Origin of the sequence: Roseinatronobacter alkalisoli (assembly GCF_028745735.1) — a bacterium.
Taxonomy (GTDB): Bacteria; Pseudomonadota; Alphaproteobacteria; order Rhodobacterales; family Rhodobacteraceae; genus Roseinatronobacter; species Roseinatronobacter alkalisoli.
Genome location: NZ_JAQZSM010000006.1, coordinates 70,422 through 86,668, shown reverse-complemented (window position 1 = coordinate 86,668; position 16,247 = coordinate 70,422). Strand labels below are relative to the sequence as shown.

Genomic DNA, 16,247 nt, shown 5'->3' with positions numbered 1-16,247 from the left:
GCCCTTTCTGCGTGTCGGGCAGATGCTAGCTGTCACACCGGACCCGCGCGACCCGAAAGCTGCGCATTCAGCGATAGACGTGATCTTCGCCGGGGAAGGCGCGCGATTTCACCTCGCTTGCGTAATCGGACACGGCCTGTTCGATAGCGGGGCCAAGATCGCCATATTTCTTGACGAATTTGGGCACCCATGGGTTCAGGCCAAGCATGTCTTCCAGAACCAGAATCTGCCCGTCGCATTGTGCCGATGCGCCGATCCCGATGGTGGGAATGTCCACTGCGGCGGTGATCTTGTCCGCCAGCGGTTCAACCACCCCTTCCACCACCAGCGCGAAGGCCCCTGCATTTGCCACGGCAACGGCATCATCGATATGGGCTGCCCATGTGTCTTCATCCCGGCCCTGGGTCTTGAACCCGCCCATGACATGGCTGGATTGCGGGGTCAGGCCGATATGCGCCATCACCGGGATACCGCGTTCGGTCAGGAAACGGATGGTTTCCGCCATACGCGCGCCACCTTCCAGTTTGACCGCGCCGCAGGCGGTTTCCTTCATGATTTTCGCAGCGTTGCGAAAGGCCATGTTGGGGCTTTCTTCATAGGTTCCGAATGGCATGTCCACCACAATCAGCGCGCGTTTTGTGCCACGCACCACGGCGCGGCCATGCATGATCATCAGGTCCAGCGGCACGCCAATGGTCGATTCCATGCCGTGCATCACCATGCCAAGGCTATCGCCCACCAGAATGAAATCGGCGTATTTATCAACGATCGCCGCAGTATGTGCGTGATAGGATGTCAGCGATACAATCGGATCGCCGCCTTTTTTCGCGCGGATTTGCGGGACGGTCATACGGCGGATCGGTGCGGTCATGCTCATGATGTCTCCTTCGTGGGGTGGACGACACGGTTGTCGATCAGGAAAACCGTACCGAATTTCACAGCCAGTAATATCACGGCGGGCCGTGTCAGAGGGCCGGAAACGCTGTCCAGCGACGCTGCGTCACGTATATCGACCGACTGGACCTGCGCGCGCGGCTCGCCCTCCAGCCTTGCGCGCACATGCGAGCGCAGGCGCGACGCGGTGATGCCGGTGGGGGCCATGGATTGCGCTTCGTCCAGCGCGCGGGCCAGAACGCTGGCGGCGGCGCGGTCGGCGGGTGTCAGCCGGACGTTGCGCGATGACATGGCCAGCCCGTCGGCTTCGCGCATGATAGGCGCGCCGATGATGTCGATATCCATATCCAGATCGCGCACCATGGTGCGGATAACGGCCAGTTGCTGGAAATCCTTTTCGCCGAACACGGCCGCATCAGGGCGGATGATGTTGAACAGTTTGGTGACAATCGTGGCCACGCCGCGGAAATGGCCGGGCCGCAGCCGGCCAATCAGCACACGCGCCAGTTCGGTGGTTTCGACGATGGTCTGCGCCTGCGGGTCATAGATTTCGCGGGCATCCGGTGCGAAAACCGCATCCACACCAACACCGCGCAGCAGGTCGAAATCGCGCGCTTCGTCACGGGGGTAGCTGTCCAGATCCTCGCCCGGGCCGAACTGCGTGGGGTTGACGAAAATCGTGGCGACAACCCGCCCGTCCTTGCCCGCCCTTTCGCGTGCGCGGTGCATCAGCGACAGGTGCCCGTCATGCAAAAAACCCATTGTGGGCACCAGAACGACCGGTGCGCCGGTTGCGCGCCAGTCGCTGATCGTGGTGCGGATTGCAGCTTTGGTGCGGCAGATATGCATGCGGGGCCTTTCGCAGAATGGTGCCAATTTCTTAGGCGGTTGCGGCCAGGCACGCAAGGTGCCGCAGCTTTTGTGCAAGGCGTCGTTTTTCTGCTCTCGCATGTCGGCAGGGCTTGCACAGAGCTGCGCAGGATTTGCAATCTAAGCCCAAATCACCCTAGCCGGAGAGCGCCAATGAAAACGCATGTCAAATCGCTTGTTGTGGGCGGCGGTGCCGTGGGCGCCTCTATCGCGTATCACCTGGCCAAGGCGGGCTGGGATACGGTGTTGCTGGAACGCGATGAGTTGACGTCAGGGTCAACATGGCACGCAGCGGGGCTGCTGCCCTTGTTCAACATGGGCTATGCAACCAGCCATATTCACGACTACAGCGTGAAGTTTTACAAGACGCTGGAAGCGGAAACCGGCCTGAATGCGGGGTTCTATGTTGTCGGCAATCTGCGCATGGCGCAGACACAGGCGCGCATGGATGAATACATGCTCTACGCGTCCACGGCGGAATCAGTGGGCATTCCCTATGAATGGATGACGCCCGCGCAGATTAAGGACCGCTGGCCGCTGGTGCGCACCGAAGACCTGCAAGGCGCGCTGTTTCACCCGACCGACGGTTACATCAACCCCGCAGATGTGACCCAGGCCATGGCCAAGGGCGCGCGCCAGCATGGCGCGGAAATTATCCGTCGGGTGCAGGTGGATGGCTATCGCTGGACGGGCAGCGAATGGGTGGTGTCGTGCACGCGCATGGTGGAAAAGGGCGGCAATCTGGTTCCGTCGGATGAGTCTTTCGAGATTACGGCCGAACATGTTGTCACCGCTACCGGGAACCATGCGCAGCGCACTGCGCGGCTGCTGGGTATCAAGATTCCGGCAATTCCGGTGGAACACCAGTATATCGTTACCGAACCCGACCCGATGCTGCTGGAATACCGCAAGAACCACCCCGAACACCCGGTTCTGCGCGATGCTGATGCGAAATGGTATGTCCGCGAAGAACGCGGCGGCTGGATTCTGGGACCATATGAACGCAACGCCCCGGCGTGTTTCGAATATGACGTGCCGCAATCCTTCCGCGCTGACCTGTTCCCGCTGGATCTGGACCGGATCGAAGAAGAATACATGTCCATGATCCACCGGATTCCCAGTTCGGAAACCGTGGGTCTGAAAGACGACTATAACGGCCCCATCTGCTACACGCCGGACGGTAACCCGCTGGTCGGCCCCGCACCGGGGCTGCGGAATATGTGGCTGGCGGAAGGGTTCAGCTTCGGCATTACCGCAGCAGGTGGCACCGGCCATTACCTTGCGCAGATGATGACCACAGGCGAGGCCGAGATCGACATGGCCAGCCTTGACCCCAAGCGCTACGGGTCATGGATGACCACCGAATATGCCGCGCGCAAGAATGAAGAATGCTATGAGCATGTCTATGTCCTGCACCACCCTGATGAAGAACGCGAAGCCTGTCGGCCCTTGCGGACCGCACCCTGCTATGACCGCGTGAAGGCACAGGGCGCGCAATTTGGCTGCGTGAACGGGTGGGAACGCCCCAACTACTATGCGCCGCAGGGGTTTGACGACCACGCCGCGCGCAGTTTCCGCCGCGGCGGCTGGTGGGAATATGCGGTTGAAGAAGCGCGCGCCATCCGCGAAGACGTTGGCCTGATTGACGCCACCGCATTCACCAAACATCTGGTGCGCGGCCCCGGTGCGACTGCGTTTCTGGATTGGTTCACCTGCAACAAACTGCCGAAAACCGGCCGCATCAACCTGACCTATGCGCTGACAGATCATGGGACAGTGCGCACTGAATATACCATCATCCGGCTGGCAGAGAATGAATATTACCTGATTTCGGCGGGTGCATGGACGGCCTATGACGGGGACTACCTGCGCAAGGCGGCTGAGGACAAAATGTCCGATTTTGGCTGGATCGACATTCATGATGTGACAACCCAATGGGGTGTTTTCGCCGTGGCCGGTCCGAAATCGCGCGAGTTGCTGGGCAAGCTTGTCAAGGATGCCGACCCCGCCACCGCATTGTCGAACAAGCGTTTCCCATGGCTGTCGATGCGCGATATCGAACTGGGTATGTGCCCGGTGCGTGCGGTGCGTGTGGCCTATACCGGGGAGTTGGGCTGGGAATTGCATCACCCCATCGAAATGCAGAACTACCTGTTCGACCAGCTAATGGCGGCGGGCGAGGATGTGGGTCTGAAACTGGTCGGTGCGCGGGCGCAAAACTGGCTGCGGCAGGAAAAAAGCTACCGCGCCTTCGGGAACGAGTTGGGGCGTGACGCAACGCCGCTGGAAGCCGATCTGCCGCGCTTTATCGATATGGCCAAGGATTTCCACGGCAAGGATGCGATGACGGAAACGGGCGTCCGCGCCAAATGCTGCACCTTGTTGATTGACGGGCCGGAAGATACCGATCCCTGGGGCCGCGAGGCGCTGTATGAGGGCGACACCAAGATCGGACGCCTGACATCCGGGGGCTATTCGGTGGCGTTCGGCAAATCCATCGGCATGGGCTATGTCCGCCCCGATCTGGCGGTCGAGGGGACACGGCTGAAGGTCCGGATGCTGAACCAGCTATGGGATGCGACAGTCACCTGCGACAGCCCTTATGACCCCAGCAACGCGACCATCCGCAAGGATGGGTAAGGGGTGATGAATGCGAAAACGCCGGTCCCAGACCGGCGTTTTCGTTATTGGCAGGGTGTCATCCTGACAGTGGCCCTGTGACGACGGCACGATCATATTGACGCAGGTTATTTGCGGGGGGGGGGCGCTGCGGGTGCTTGAAATCGCCCAAAGGCGCGGGGCAAAGGCCGCAGACTGCCGCGGCCCTTGTGCGTCCCCCACTGCATCCCGCATTGAACCTGTCGCGGATCGGGCCTAGCTTGCGGCTGACAGCAGCCGCAAAGGGCCATCAATGACAAACCCGCTTCTTGCCGAGTGGCAGACCGAATTTCAGCTTCCACCTTTCGCGGATATCCGTGATGCGGATTTCGCACCGGCTTTTGATATGGCCATGGAGCGGGGCCGCGCCGCCTATGCCGCGATTGCCGCAAACCCCGATGCGCCCACCTTCGCCAACACGATTGCGGCGATGGAATGCGCGGATGACCTGCTGGACCGTGTGGCGGGCGTATTCTTCAACCTGGCAGGCAGCGATTCAAACCCGGCGCGCGAAGAATTGCAACGTGCGCTTTCGTCAAAACTGTCGGCCTATTCGTCAGAAATCATCAATAACCGCGCGCTATTCGACCGGATTTCGGCAATCTGGGACCAGCGCGACACGCTGGATCTGAATGATGAACAGATGCGCGTTCTGATGCTCTATCAGCGCATGTTTGTCCGTGCCGGGGCCGCACTGCAGGGCAAGGACGCCGCGCGCCTGACCGATGTGAAATCGCGGCTTGCCAGTCTGGGCACGCAATTCACCCAGAACCTGCTGGCGGATGAACGCGACTGGATGATGCCGCTGGATGATCTGGCGGGCCTGCCGGATTTCGTGGTGGCCAATGCCCGCGCCGCTGCGCAGGAACGTGGGCGCGACGGGCATGTTGTCACGCTGAACCGGTCCCTGATTGTGCCGTTTCTGCAATTCTCTACCCGGCGTGACTTGCGTGAACGGGCCTATACTGCGTGGGGCGCGCGTGGGGCGAATGGCGGCGAAACCGATAATCGCGCGATTGCCGCCGAAATATTGGCGCTGCGGTCCGAGCGCGCGCTGCTTCTGGGCTATGAAAATTTTGCCCGCTACAAGCTGGAAACAGAAATGGCGCGGACACCTGACGCCGTGCGCGATTTGCTGATGCAGGTCTGGAAACCCGCCCGCGCGAAGGCCATGGCGGATGCGGCCCGGCTGGAAGTGATGCTGCATGAAGACGGGTATCAAGGACCGCTGGAACCGTGGGACTGGCGCTTCTATGCAGAAAAATTGCGCCGCGCGGAACATGATCTGGATGAGGCTGCGCTGAAACCCTACCTGTCGCTGGACGCGATGGTCAACGCGGCGTTTGATTGCGCAAACCGCCTGTTCGGGCTGGAATTCCGTGCGCTGGATGTGGCCCTTTATCACGCCGATGCCCGCGCATGGGAGGTTACGCGCAATGGCCGACATATGGCCGTGTTCATCGGCGATTATTTCGCGCGTGCGTCCAAGCGGTCGGGGGCGTGGTGTTCGACCATGCGCAGCCAGCGCAAGCTGGGGGGCGAGGTGCGGCCCATCGTGGTGAATATTTGCAACTTTGCCAAGGGCGATCCGGCGCTGCTGTCCTATGATGATGCACGCACGCTGTTTCACGAATTCGGCCATGCCCTGCATCAGATGCTGTCAGATGTGACTTACGGACTGATTTCCGGCACGTCGGTCGCGCGCGATTTCGTGGAACTGCCCAGCCAGCTTTATGAACACTGGCTGGAAGTGCCCGAAGTTCTGGCCCTGCATGCCCGCCATGTGGACACGGGCGAGGCGATGCCGCAAGCCATGCTGGACCGCCTTCTGGCCGCGCAGAATTTCGATCAGGGCTTTGCCACCGTGGAATATGTGGCATCTGCACTGGTGGATCTGGAATTCCATGACGGCCCTGCGCCCGGCGACCCGATGCAGAAACAAGCGCAGGTGCTGGATGCCCTCGGCATGCCGCGCGCAATCCGGATGCGCCATGCAACGCCGCATTTTGCGCATGTGTTTTCCGGTGATGGCTATTCCAGCGGGTATTACAGTTATATGTGGTCTGAAGTCATGGATGCGGATGCGTTCGACGCCTTCCGCGAGGCCGGTGACCCGTTCGACCCGGATACGGCCGCACGGCTGGAGGAATTCATCCTGTCCGCAGGGGGGCGCGACGAGGCGGAGGCGCTGTATACGGCCTTTCGCGGGCGCATGCCGGGGGTGGGCGCGCTGCTGAAAGGGCGTGGTCTGGCGGTGTGACATGAAAAAAAGGGCCGGGGAAACCCCGGCCCGGTATCTTACAATGTTTGTAACGGGGTCAGATGGCGTAGCGCAGTACCGCCGCCAGTTCCGCTTCCTGCGGAATGTCGGCGCGGCGCACGGCGATGACCTTGCCACCATTGGCGATGACACGGCCTGCAATCTCATCGATCACGCCATAGCTGACGGCGCTTTGCGTGTCGTCAAAGCTGATCTCGCCGGTGGTTTCATCGACCACGCCGGGCAGCACCGTGTCGATGTCGACCAGCAGTGTTTCAACCGCCCCGAAAGTGGCTGCGCGCGCGGCGCGGGCAACCTGCGTCGTCGCGCGGCCATCGTTTTCGCGTGCGGAATAAAGCGCGCCGAACTCCGCGACAGATGCGGCGTTGATGCCATCGACGATCCCGCGCGCTTCTGCGCCAAGGTCATGGGCGGGCACGCGCACCGGGCTGGTGGTGATGGCCGCATCTGCCAGATGGGGATAGCTGTTGATGGACCGGTACATTGACAGAAGCGGTTCGGTGGCCGCAAGGATCAGCGGCTCATGGCGGCCTGCAAGCAGGGGGCGCATGGCGGCATCGATGGCGCGGCAATACTGGCGCAAATGGTGTTTCTGGCCCTCGCCCCCGCCTTGGCGGCCCGAATAGCTGCGTGAATTCACGTTCGCCGTACCCGCGACCGAAGCTGCATCTTTGGGCAGGTCTGGCACGCGGATTTCCTGCGCGGGCTGATCACCCAGCAACTCGACCACGCGCAATTCGTTTTCGGCCAGTGCCAGCACGAACGCATGCTGCGGCATGGATACTGCGCGCAGCAGCGGTTTTATGTGAAAACGGTCGGAAACCTGCGCAGTTTCGCTCAGGTGATTGGGCAGGCGGTAGCTGCGCAGGCTGTCGGGCGTGACGAAAATTGCCAGACTGTTGGCCTGCACACGCCAGAAATCATCGTCATCCACAAGGTCATGCAGAAGTTCTTCGATGGGCCAGATAGTGCGCTTGGCCACACCCACTTCTTCCAGTTGGGCCACGGCGTCATTTGTCAGTTGTTTCAGGCGGGTGCGTGCCGCGTCGATATGCTGGGTTTCGGGCGTGGTCTGCAGATAGATGCTGATCATGGCCTCGCCGCGACGGGCGACAAGCTGGCTGATTTCGGATGGTGTGGGAATGTCGACATATAGCATGGTCACGCTACTCCAATATGGGAATTTGTAATATGGGAACCTGTCGTCACATAACATGGTTCCTGCATCACGGTAAGCCGACGCTCTTAAAACACCTTGTGACCAAGAAATTCGCACAAGTTGTGAAATTCACATGTCTGTTACGGTTGCAGCCCTCAAACCCCTTTCCTATATAGCGCACAAGACGCCCCCACGGGGGGGATTCAACAGAACAGATGGGCCGGGGCCTGACGGGACCAGCCCGCTGCCACATCGCTTGAAGAAGAGGATGCACATCATGGCTAAAGTCATCGGGATCGACCTTGGGACCACCAACTCCTGCGTTGCCATCATGGACGGGGCGAGCGCACGGGTTATCGAAAACGCCGAAGGCGCGCGTACCACGCCGTCTATCGTGGCCTTCACGGAAAATGAACGCCTTGTCGGCCAGCCCGCCAAGCGTCAGGCCGTGACAAACCCGACCAACACTGTTTTTGCTGTCAAGCGCCTGATCGGTCGCCGCCTGACCGATGCCGAGGTCGAGAAGGACAAGAAACTTGTCCCCTATAACATCATCGACGGCGGCAATGGCGATGCATGGGTTGAATCGCGCGGTGAAAAATATAGCCCCAGCCAGATTTCCGCCTTCATCCTGCAAAAGATGAAGGAAACCGCCGAAAGCTATCTGGGTGAAAAGGTCACGCAGGCTGTCATCACGGTTCCGGCCTATTTCAACGACGCTCAGCGTCAGGCCACTAAGGATGCGGGCAAGATTGCGGGCCTTGAAGTGCTGCGCATCATCAACGAACCCACCGCTGCCGCGCTGGCCTATGGTCTGGACAAAAAAGAAACCCGTACCATCGCGGTTTATGACCTTGGTGGCGGTACGTTCGACATTACCATTCTGGAAATCGATGACGGGTTGTTTGAGGTGAAATCAACCAACGGGGACACGTTCCTGGGTGGTGAAGATTTCGACATGCGCATCGTCAATTACCTGGCCGATGAATTCAAGAAAGAGAATGGCGTTGACCTGACGCTGGACAAGATGGCCCTGCAGCGCCTGAAAGAAGCCGCCGAGAAGGCCAAGATCGAACTGTCCAGTTCCAGCCAGACAGAAATCAACCAACCCTTCATCAGCATGGACAAGAACACCGGCCAGCCGCTGCACCTTGTCATGAAACTGACACGCGCCAAGCTGGAATCGTTGGTGGGTGACCTGATCAGGAACTCGCTGAAACCCTGCGCCGCGGCGCTGAAGGATGCGGGCCTGTCCAAGGGCGACATTGATGAGGTGATTCTGGTCGGCGGTATGACCCGCATGCCCAAGGTGATGGAAGAAGTGACCAATTTCTTCGGCAAGGAACCGCATAAAGGCGTGAACCCTGACGAAGTTGTGGCCATGGGCGCGGCCATTCAGGCCGGTGTTCTGCAAGGCGACGTCAAGGATGTCGTGCTGCTGGACGTCACGCCGCTGTCACTTGGTATTGAAACGCTGGGCGGGGTATTTACCCGCCTGATCGACCGCAACACCACCATCCCGACCAAGAAAAGCCAGGTGTTCAGCACCGCCGAGGACCACCAGAGCGCGGTGACGATCCGTGTATTCCAGGGCGAGCGGGAAATGGCGGCCGATAACAAGATGCTGGGCCAGTTCAATCTGGAAGATATCCCGCCAGCACCGCGCGGCATGCCCCAGATCGAGGTGACCTTCGATATCGACGCCAACGGCATTGTCAACGTGTCGGCCAAGGACAAGGGCACCGGCAAGGAACAGAAGATCACCATTCAGGCATCCGGTGGTCTGTCCGATGACGATATCGAGAAGATGGTCAAGGACGCCGAAGCAAATGCCGAAGCCGACAAGAAACGCCGCGAACTGGTAGAGGCGAAGAACCAGGCTGAAAGCCTGATCCATTCGACCGAAAAAGCCGTGGAAGAGCATAAGGACAAGGTGGACCCGACCACAGTTGAAGCGATTGAACTGGCAATCGCCGCGCTGAAGGAAACGGTCGAAACCGAAGATGCGGGCAAGATCAAGTCTGGCATCCAGAACGTTACCGAGGCCTCCATGAAACTGGGTGAAGCCATCTACAAGGCACAGGCCGAAGCCGCCGAAGGCGGTGATACCGATGCAGATGAACCGCGCAGTGTGGATGACGACATTGTTGACGCCGATTTCGAAGATCTTGACGACGACAAGCGCAAGTAACTCCTCTGGCAGGTAACCCGCAGCCGGTCTGAGCCCTGTTCAGGCCGGTTGCATTATTGGAAAGTGATCCCACATGGCCAAACGCGATTTCTATGAAGTTCTGGGTGTCAACCGTTCCGCCTCTGCCGAGGAAATCAAGAAAGCCTATCGCAAAAAGGCCAAGGAATTGCACCCTGACCGCAATTCCGACAACCCCAATGCCGAAGCGCAGTTCAAGGAAGCCAATGAGGCCTATGACGCGCTGAAAGACCCGGACCGCAAGGCCGCATATGACCGCTTTGGCCATGCGGCATTTGATGGCAGCATGGGTGGCGGTGGCGGCCATCCGGGTGCTGCCGGCGCGCGGGGTTTCGGGGGCAATGGCGATTTTGCCAGCGCGTTTTCCGATGTGTTCGAAGACCTGTTCGGCGATTTTGTCGGCGGCGGGCGTGGCGGCGCGCGTTCGCGGGCAAGTCGCGGGTCGGACCTGCGCTACAATCTGCGCATCACCCTTGAAGAAGCCTTCAGCGGGACGCGCAAGACCATTCGCGTGCCGCGCCTGTCGCAATGCGACGCCTGTAATGGCACCGGTGCCGAAGGGGGCGCGGAACCTGTCACCTGTCCGACCTGTTCGGGTATGGGCAAGGTCCGTGCGCAGCAGGGCTTTTTCACAGTTGAACGCACCTGTCCGACCTGTGGCGGGAATGGCCAGATCGTCAAGAACCCCTGTGCCGCCTGCGGTGGGGCCGGGCGAGTCGAGAAGGAATCCACCCTGTCGGTTAATATTCCCGCAGGCGTGGAAACCGGCACACGCATCCGCCTGTCGGGCGAAGGCGAAGCGGGCCTGCGCGGCGGCCCTGCGGGGGATCTGTATATCTTCGTCAATGTCGCCGAGCATCAGATATTCAAGCGCGATGGCGTGACGCTTTATTGCCATGTGCCTGTCAGCATGGCCCGCGCCGCGCTTGGCGGTGAAGTCGAAGTGCCCACGATCGATGGCGGGCGTTCGCGCGTCAAGGTTCCGGCAGGCAGCCAGTCGGGGCGGCAGATGCGCCTGCGCGGCAAGGGCATGCCTGCGCTACGTGGCGGCGGGCATGGCGATATGCTGATCGAACTGGCAGTGGAAACGCCGGTCAATCTGACTGCGCGCCAGAAGGAACTGCTAGAAGAGTTCGAAAAGCTGAGCGCGGAAAACAACCCCGAAAGCAGCGGTTTCTTTGACAAGGTCAAAGGATTCTGGGATGGCATGAAAAACTGAATTTGCTCCCGCCATGGTTAACGGTTTTTTAGTCCCTTCGGGGCAGAATAACCGGCATGAAACAGGACAGTTCAGGATTTTCAGATGCGGCACTGCCCCTTTTCGGGGCAGGGGGCGCAATTGCTGTCGCCGCTGCGCCCACCAACTTGCACACGCGCACGCCATCCTATCTGCGTGACCATCGCAAACGGCTGCGTGCGCGGTTTCTGGATGGTGGTGCAGGGGCGATGCCGGATTACGAATTGCTGGAATTGCTGTTGTTTCGGGCCATCCCGCGGCAGGATGTGAAACCCCTTGCGCGCCGCCTGATTGATACATTCGGCGACCTGAACCGCGTTATCGCCGCCCCTGCCGCACGGTTGCGCACTGTGGATGGGGTGGGGGACGCGGTTATTGTCGAGCTGAAACTGGCAGAAGCCTGCGCGCAGCGCATGGCCCGCGCGAAGGTTATGCACAGGCCCGTGATTTCCAGCTGGGCCGCGCTTCTGGATTATTGCCACACTGCCATGTCCCACCGCGAAACGGAAGAATTTCGCGTGCTGTTCCTGGACCGGAAGAATGTCCTTGTCGCGGACGAAGCGCAGGGGCAGGGCACTGTTGATCATGTGCCGGTCTATCCGCGTGAAATCCTGCGGCGGGCGCTGGAGCTGAATGCATCGGCGTTGATATTGGTGCACAATCACCCGTCGGGTGACCCGACACCATCACAAGCTGACATTTCCATGACCGAAACCATCCGGGCGGGGTGCGACGCCCTGTCGATCACCTTGCATGACCATATCGTCATCGGACAATCCTGCGAGCTTAGCTTTCGCAGTGCCGGTCTGTTGTAACCTGATGGCGGTCTGTAAGGCCCCGGCAACGGGGTCCGGCGTGTTCACCTGCATTCACGCGAAGGGCGCTGTCTTCTTGTATTGCGCAGCCCACCGGATCGCGCAAAGCGAATCCCGGCGCTATTTCTGACGGGTGGCCAGTGACAGCGCGCTGTATTCCGCGGCCTGCGGTTCCGGCTGGCGCGCATGTTCAAATGGCAGTGGCATGACCGCCACCCCCTGTGGCTGGTCGCAGCCGGGCATTGCAAGCGTCATTTCCTTGAGTTCGGCCTGCTGCCCGCCACTGATCTGCAGGACATAGGCCGCCAGATCCAGCCCGCAACTGCGGGTGTCGTGCAGGGCTTCCAGTTCCATGCGGGACTGTTCAAGCATAGCGGCGGGAATGGAATAGACATGCGCCAGCATAGGTTCCGGCCCGCGCGCCTCTCCCAGACGGATGATGAAGGACGCATCCATATTCGGGTCAAACGGGTTGGCGGCATGGATATGCCCGCTGGTCCCATATGCCGCGCCGTGATGGAATGCATGCAGGCTGATCCCGAAATCACCGGTCCATTGCACGACAACCCGATGATGCTGCGCGATATCCGGCACGTTTGCCTGTGCTTGCAACAAGGTGCCATCAGCCAGATATGCATCAACGCTTGCGGTCGCTGTCAGGGCGGGAAGATAGGCCGAGAATGCGCCCTCGCCGGATGTATAGGCGCTGAAGGCCAGATCGCCATGGCTGATTACAATACGCTCTGACGGGTTGCAGGGCGCCAGAATACGCAGATCAAGCAGCGCGTCCACACTGGCGGTCACGTCGATACTGGGCGCGCAATGCGTGTCGCTGTTATGCAACTCTGCATCGGCCAATGCCAGGTCGGGGCGGAAATCGCTGTCAATGCGCGGCGCGGTATCGCCCGTACGCCCGGTGTCAAGCGCGCCAAGGGTCAGTTCCGGTACGACGGGTGTATCAGAATTCTGTGTTCCGGCGCTCAGGCGCAGTTCCGGCGATGCGTCGGGCGCGGCCTCGTTGCTTTGTCCGACGCCCGCGCCGATCAGGCTGGCCCCGACGAAGGTGCCATTTGTGTTTTTCGGCACGGTCTGCTGCATTCCGGCCTGTTGCTGGGGCGTATCGCGAATGAATTCCTTCGCGGCGAAGATGGATGCTGCAATGCCGACAATGGCAATCGCGGTTCCGCGGACAATGATTGTACTGTTCATAACATGCTCCGGACACAAGTACGCAGCTTGTTGGATGGCGGGTAAATCTGGCTGCAATTGGGCCAAAGCATGTCGTTTATGGTGGGTTTTACGGAAATACGCTGCGCGCCTGCCCGCCAATGGCTGTGGCCCCTCATGTCGTGCCCAGTTTTTTCCATGTCTGGGCGGCGTATTTGTCCAGTTCCAGAACCACCAGCAAAGCCACACCCGCCAGCGCACATTGCACTAGCTGCCATGGGGTCAGTGCGACCGTGTCAAACAGTGCCTGCATGACCGGAAGATAGGTGAAACCCGCTTGCAGAATGACCACCAGCGCCACCGCAACCAGCACAGCGGGCGTGCCCTTGACCCCTTCCCATGAAATGGACCAGCCTTGCCGGTAGCGCACGGAAAACAGATAAAACACTTCCATGGCGACAAGCGTGTTCAGCGCCATGGTGCGCGCTTCATCAAGCCCCGCGCCCTGGGCCTGTGCCAGACCGAACTGGCCGAAAATACCCATAGCGAACAGGATGGACACCAGAAAAACCCGCCACAAAATGAAGCGCGACAGGATTGGGGCATTGGCCGTGCGCGGCGGGTGGCGCATGATTCCCGCTTCCGCGCGTTCAAAGGCAAGCGACATGGCCAGCGCAACTGAACTGACCATATTGACCCACAGAATTTGCAGCGGTGTGATGGGCAGCATCAAGCCGAACAGAACCGCAATGATCAGCGAAATGGATTCACCCCCGTTCACCGGCAGCAGGAAGGTGATCACCTTCTTCAGGTTGGCATAAACCGTGCGTCCCTGTTTCACCGCCTCGGCGATTGATGCGAAATTGTCGTCAGCCAACACGAAATCTGATGCTTCGCGCGCGGCTTCGGACCCTTTTTTGCCCATGGCAATGCCCGCATCGGCGCGTTTCAGGGCGGGCGCGTCATTCACGCCATCGCCGGTCATGGCCACAACCGCGCCATGCGCCTGAAGGGCGTGTACCAGCCGCAGTTTGTGTTCGGGGCTGGTGCGGGCGAAAATATCGGTGCGACGGATGGCCGTTTCCAGTGTCGCGTCATCCATCTGGTCGATTTCGGCGCCGGTCAGGGGGGTATCAGTCTGTTTCAGCCCGATCTGCCGGCCAATCGCGGCGGCGGTGCCCGCATGGTCGCCCGTGATCATCTTGACCGAAATTCCGGCACTGTGGCATTCGGCGACTGCGGCAATCGCTTCTTCACGCGGCGGGTCTATCAGCCCGACAAGGCCGATCAGTATCAACCCCTTCGCCACGGTGTCATGGGTCAGGTCATCCCCGTCATGGGCCATCTGCGCCAGTGCCAGCACACGCTGGCCGTTATTGGCAATGGTCTGTGCTGCGTCATTCCAATAGTTGCGGTCCAGCGTTTGCGCGCCATCCGGCCCCATTTGCTGGTCACAATGCGCGATCACCCGTTCGGGGGCCCCTTTCAGCAGGATCTGCCCGTCATGCAGCACGGCCATGTAGCGATAGCGCGCATCAAACGGGATGCTGGCGCGGGGTTTGGGGCGCAGCGCGGGGTCGTCGTCGCGCCCTGCGCGGGCGGCGAATGCCAGCAGCGCGCCTTCCATCGGGTCGCCTTCGACGTGCCAGCCCTTGTCGCCCTGCACCAGGGCTGCGGTATTGCACAGTGCCGCGACCCTTGCCATAGCGTCCAGCATGGCGTGGTCGCCGCCCTGAATGTGGCCTTCGGGGGAATACCCCTGCCCGGTGACAGTGGCCGTTTCGCCCGCTGTGACAACGGACGCCACCATCATTTCATTGCGCGTCAATGTGCCGGTCTTGTCCGAACAGATGGTGGACACCGCGCCGAGTGTTTCGATGATGGGCAGGCGGCGGATGATGGCGTTGCGCCGCGCCATAGTCTGCACGCCGATGGCCAGTGTCACTGTCAGCACCGCAGGCAGCCCTTCGGGTATGGCAGCAACGAACAGGCCCACGACAATCATGAAGGCATCGGCAAAGGGCATGTCGCGGAAGGCAAGCGTGAAGCCCAATATCCCCGCCGACAGGGCCAGAATGAACCCGGTCAGGTATTTCGCAAACACTTCCATCTGGCGGATCAGCGGGGTTTTCAGGGTCTGAACCTGCGCCATCATGGTGCTGATGCGGCCAATTTCGGTATCTTTGCCAGTTGCGGTGACAACCCCTGTTCCCGTGCCTTCGGCCACCATTGTCCCGCTGAAGGCCATTGGCTTGCGGTCCCCCAGCGCGGACGCTTCGTCCACAGGGGGGGTGGATTTGCGCACGGGCACGGATTCACCCGTCAGAATGGCTTCTTCCACCGAAAGACCCGCCACATCCAGCAGGCGCAAGTCCGCGGGCACCTTGTCACCCGCTTCCAGCAGGACAATATCCCCTGGCACCAGATCGGCACCTGCAATGGCCTGCCGTTTGCCCGCCCGGATGACATTGGCCTTGGGGGCCAGCATGTCGCGCAGCGCGTCCAGCGCGGCTTCCGCCCGGCCTTCCTGTACGAAACCGATGACGGCGTTAATGATGACCACAGCCATGATCACGCCTGTATCAATCCAGTGACCCAGCAAGGCGGTGATAATCGCTGCACCCAGCAGCACAAGAATCAGCAGGTTGTTGAACTGCCGCGCAAGCCGGACTAACCGGCCGGGGCGGGGGGCGTCCGGTAATCTGTTTGGCCCATAGCGTTCCATCCTTTGGCGACATTCCGTGTCGTCCAGCCCGTCAGGCCCGCTGTCAAGCTGGTTCAGAACATCTTCTGCCTTTGTCGCCCAAGGGGGGGCAGAATCGCGCATGGGTATCCTTTCAGATGCAGGTGTGGTTGCTTGTTCTTACCCGACAAAAGTGACGGCTGGTTTGACACGGCGCAACCCATGTGCCGGAAATTCCGCCCCGATATGGATCGACATGCGAGGGAAATACCCT

At 60.4% G+C, this 16,247-nt stretch carries 10 protein-coding genes; 5 read left to right on the top strand and 5 right to left on the bottom strand.

Annotation, left to right across the window (positions count from 1 at the left end; translation table 11 throughout):
- Positions 1-67: 67 nt before the first annotated feature.
- Positions 68-877, bottom strand: a complete 810-nt coding sequence (panB, locus tag PUT78_RS08700; protein ID WP_274351868.1) for a 3-methyl-2-oxobutanoate hydroxymethyltransferase — start codon at positions 875-877, stop codon at positions 68-70.
- A complete protein-coding gene (gene panC, locus PUT78_RS08695; protein ID WP_274351867.1) occupies positions 874-1,743 on the bottom strand; it encodes a pantoate--beta-alanine ligase in 870 nt (289 codons plus the stop codon). The genes panB and panC overlap by 4 nt, the downstream gene beginning before the upstream one ends.
- Positions 1,744-1,917: 174 nt before the next feature.
- Here panC and PUT78_RS08690 point away from each other — a divergent pair, with 174 nt between their 5' ends.
- Positions 1,918-4,404 (top strand): GcvT family protein, encoded by a 2,487-nt coding sequence (locus PUT78_RS08690; protein ID WP_274351866.1) that lies wholly within the window; start codon positions 1,918-1,920, stop codon positions 4,402-4,404.
- Positions 4,405-4,675: 271 nt separating this feature from the next.
- Positions 4,676-6,682, top strand: a complete 2,007-nt coding sequence (locus PUT78_RS08685) for a M3 family metallopeptidase (RefSeq protein ID WP_274351865.1) — start codon at positions 4,676-4,678, stop codon at positions 6,680-6,682.
- 58 nt (positions 6,683-6,740) lie between these two features.
- Here PUT78_RS08685 and PUT78_RS08680 read toward each other — a convergent pair whose 3' ends face one another.
- On the bottom strand, positions 6,741-7,862 hold the full coding sequence (locus tag PUT78_RS08680) for a baeRF11 domain-containing protein (protein WP_274351864.1): 1,122 nt from the start codon (positions 7,860-7,862) through the stop codon (positions 6,741-6,743).
- Positions 7,863-8,139: 277 nt separating this feature from the next.
- Here PUT78_RS08680 and dnaK point away from each other — a divergent pair, with 277 nt between their 5' ends.
- The 3 genes from dnaK to radC all read left to right on the top strand — a co-directional run bounded on the left by dnaK (position 8,140) and on the right by radC (position 12,123).
- Positions 8,140-10,053 (top strand): molecular chaperone DnaK, encoded by a 1,914-nt coding sequence (gene dnaK, locus PUT78_RS08675; protein ID WP_274351863.1) that lies wholly within the window; start codon positions 8,140-8,142, stop codon positions 10,051-10,053.
- A gap of 73 nt (positions 10,054-10,126) precedes the next feature.
- A complete protein-coding gene (dnaJ, locus tag PUT78_RS08670; RefSeq protein ID WP_274351862.1) occupies positions 10,127-11,290 on the top strand; it encodes a molecular chaperone DnaJ in 1,164 nt (387 codons plus the stop codon).
- Between the two features lie 56 nt (positions 11,291-11,346).
- Positions 11,347-12,123, top strand: coding sequence for a RadC family protein (radC, locus tag PUT78_RS08665; RefSeq protein WP_274351861.1), 777 nt, complete (start codon positions 11,347-11,349; stop codon positions 12,121-12,123).
- Between the two features lie 120 nt (positions 12,124-12,243).
- On the opposite strand, the gene PUT78_RS08660 is transcribed toward radC, so the two are convergent.
- Together PUT78_RS08660 and PUT78_RS08655 are read right to left on the bottom strand one after the other, a co-directional pair.
- Positions 12,244-13,332, bottom strand: coding sequence for a hypothetical protein (locus PUT78_RS08660; RefSeq protein ID WP_274351860.1), 1,089 nt, complete (start codon positions 13,330-13,332; stop codon positions 12,244-12,246).
- A 133-nt stretch (positions 13,333-13,465) separates the two neighbouring features.
- On the bottom strand, positions 13,466-16,117 hold the full coding sequence (locus PUT78_RS08655; RefSeq protein ID WP_274351859.1) for a cation-translocating P-type ATPase: 2,652 nt from the start codon (positions 16,115-16,117) through the stop codon (positions 13,466-13,468).
- Positions 16,118-16,247: the final 130 nt, after the last annotated feature.

Coding starts and splice junctions, on each gene's coding strand:
- panB (WP_274351868.1), bottom strand. CDS start 877: ATGAGCATGACCGCACCGATCCGCCGTATGACCGTCCCGCAAATCCGC.
- panC (WP_274351867.1), bottom strand. CDS start 1,743: ATGCATATCTGCCGCACCAAAGCTGCAATCCGCACCACGATCAGCGAC.
- PUT78_RS08690 (WP_274351866.1), top strand. CDS start 1,918: ATGAAAACGCATGTCAAATCGCTTGTTGTGGGCGGCGGTGCCGTGGGC.
- PUT78_RS08685 (WP_274351865.1), top strand. CDS start 4,676: ATGACAAACCCGCTTCTTGCCGAGTGGCAGACCGAATTTCAGCTTCCA.
- PUT78_RS08680 (WP_274351864.1), bottom strand. CDS start 7,862: ATGCTATATGTCGACATTCCCACACCATCCGAAATCAGCCAGCTTGTC.
- dnaK (WP_274351863.1), top strand. CDS start 8,140: ATGGCTAAAGTCATCGGGATCGACCTTGGGACCACCAACTCCTGCGTT.
- dnaJ (WP_274351862.1), top strand. CDS start 10,127: ATGGCCAAACGCGATTTCTATGAAGTTCTGGGTGTCAACCGTTCCGCC.
- radC (WP_274351861.1), top strand. CDS start 11,347: ATGAAACAGGACAGTTCAGGATTTTCAGATGCGGCACTGCCCCTTTTC.
- PUT78_RS08660 (WP_274351860.1), bottom strand. CDS start 13,332: ATGAACAGTACAATCATTGTCCGCGGAACCGCGATTGCCATTGTCGGC.
- PUT78_RS08655 (WP_274351859.1), bottom strand. CDS start 16,117: ATGCGCGATTCTGCCCCCCCTTGGGCGACAAAGGCAGAAGATGTTCTG.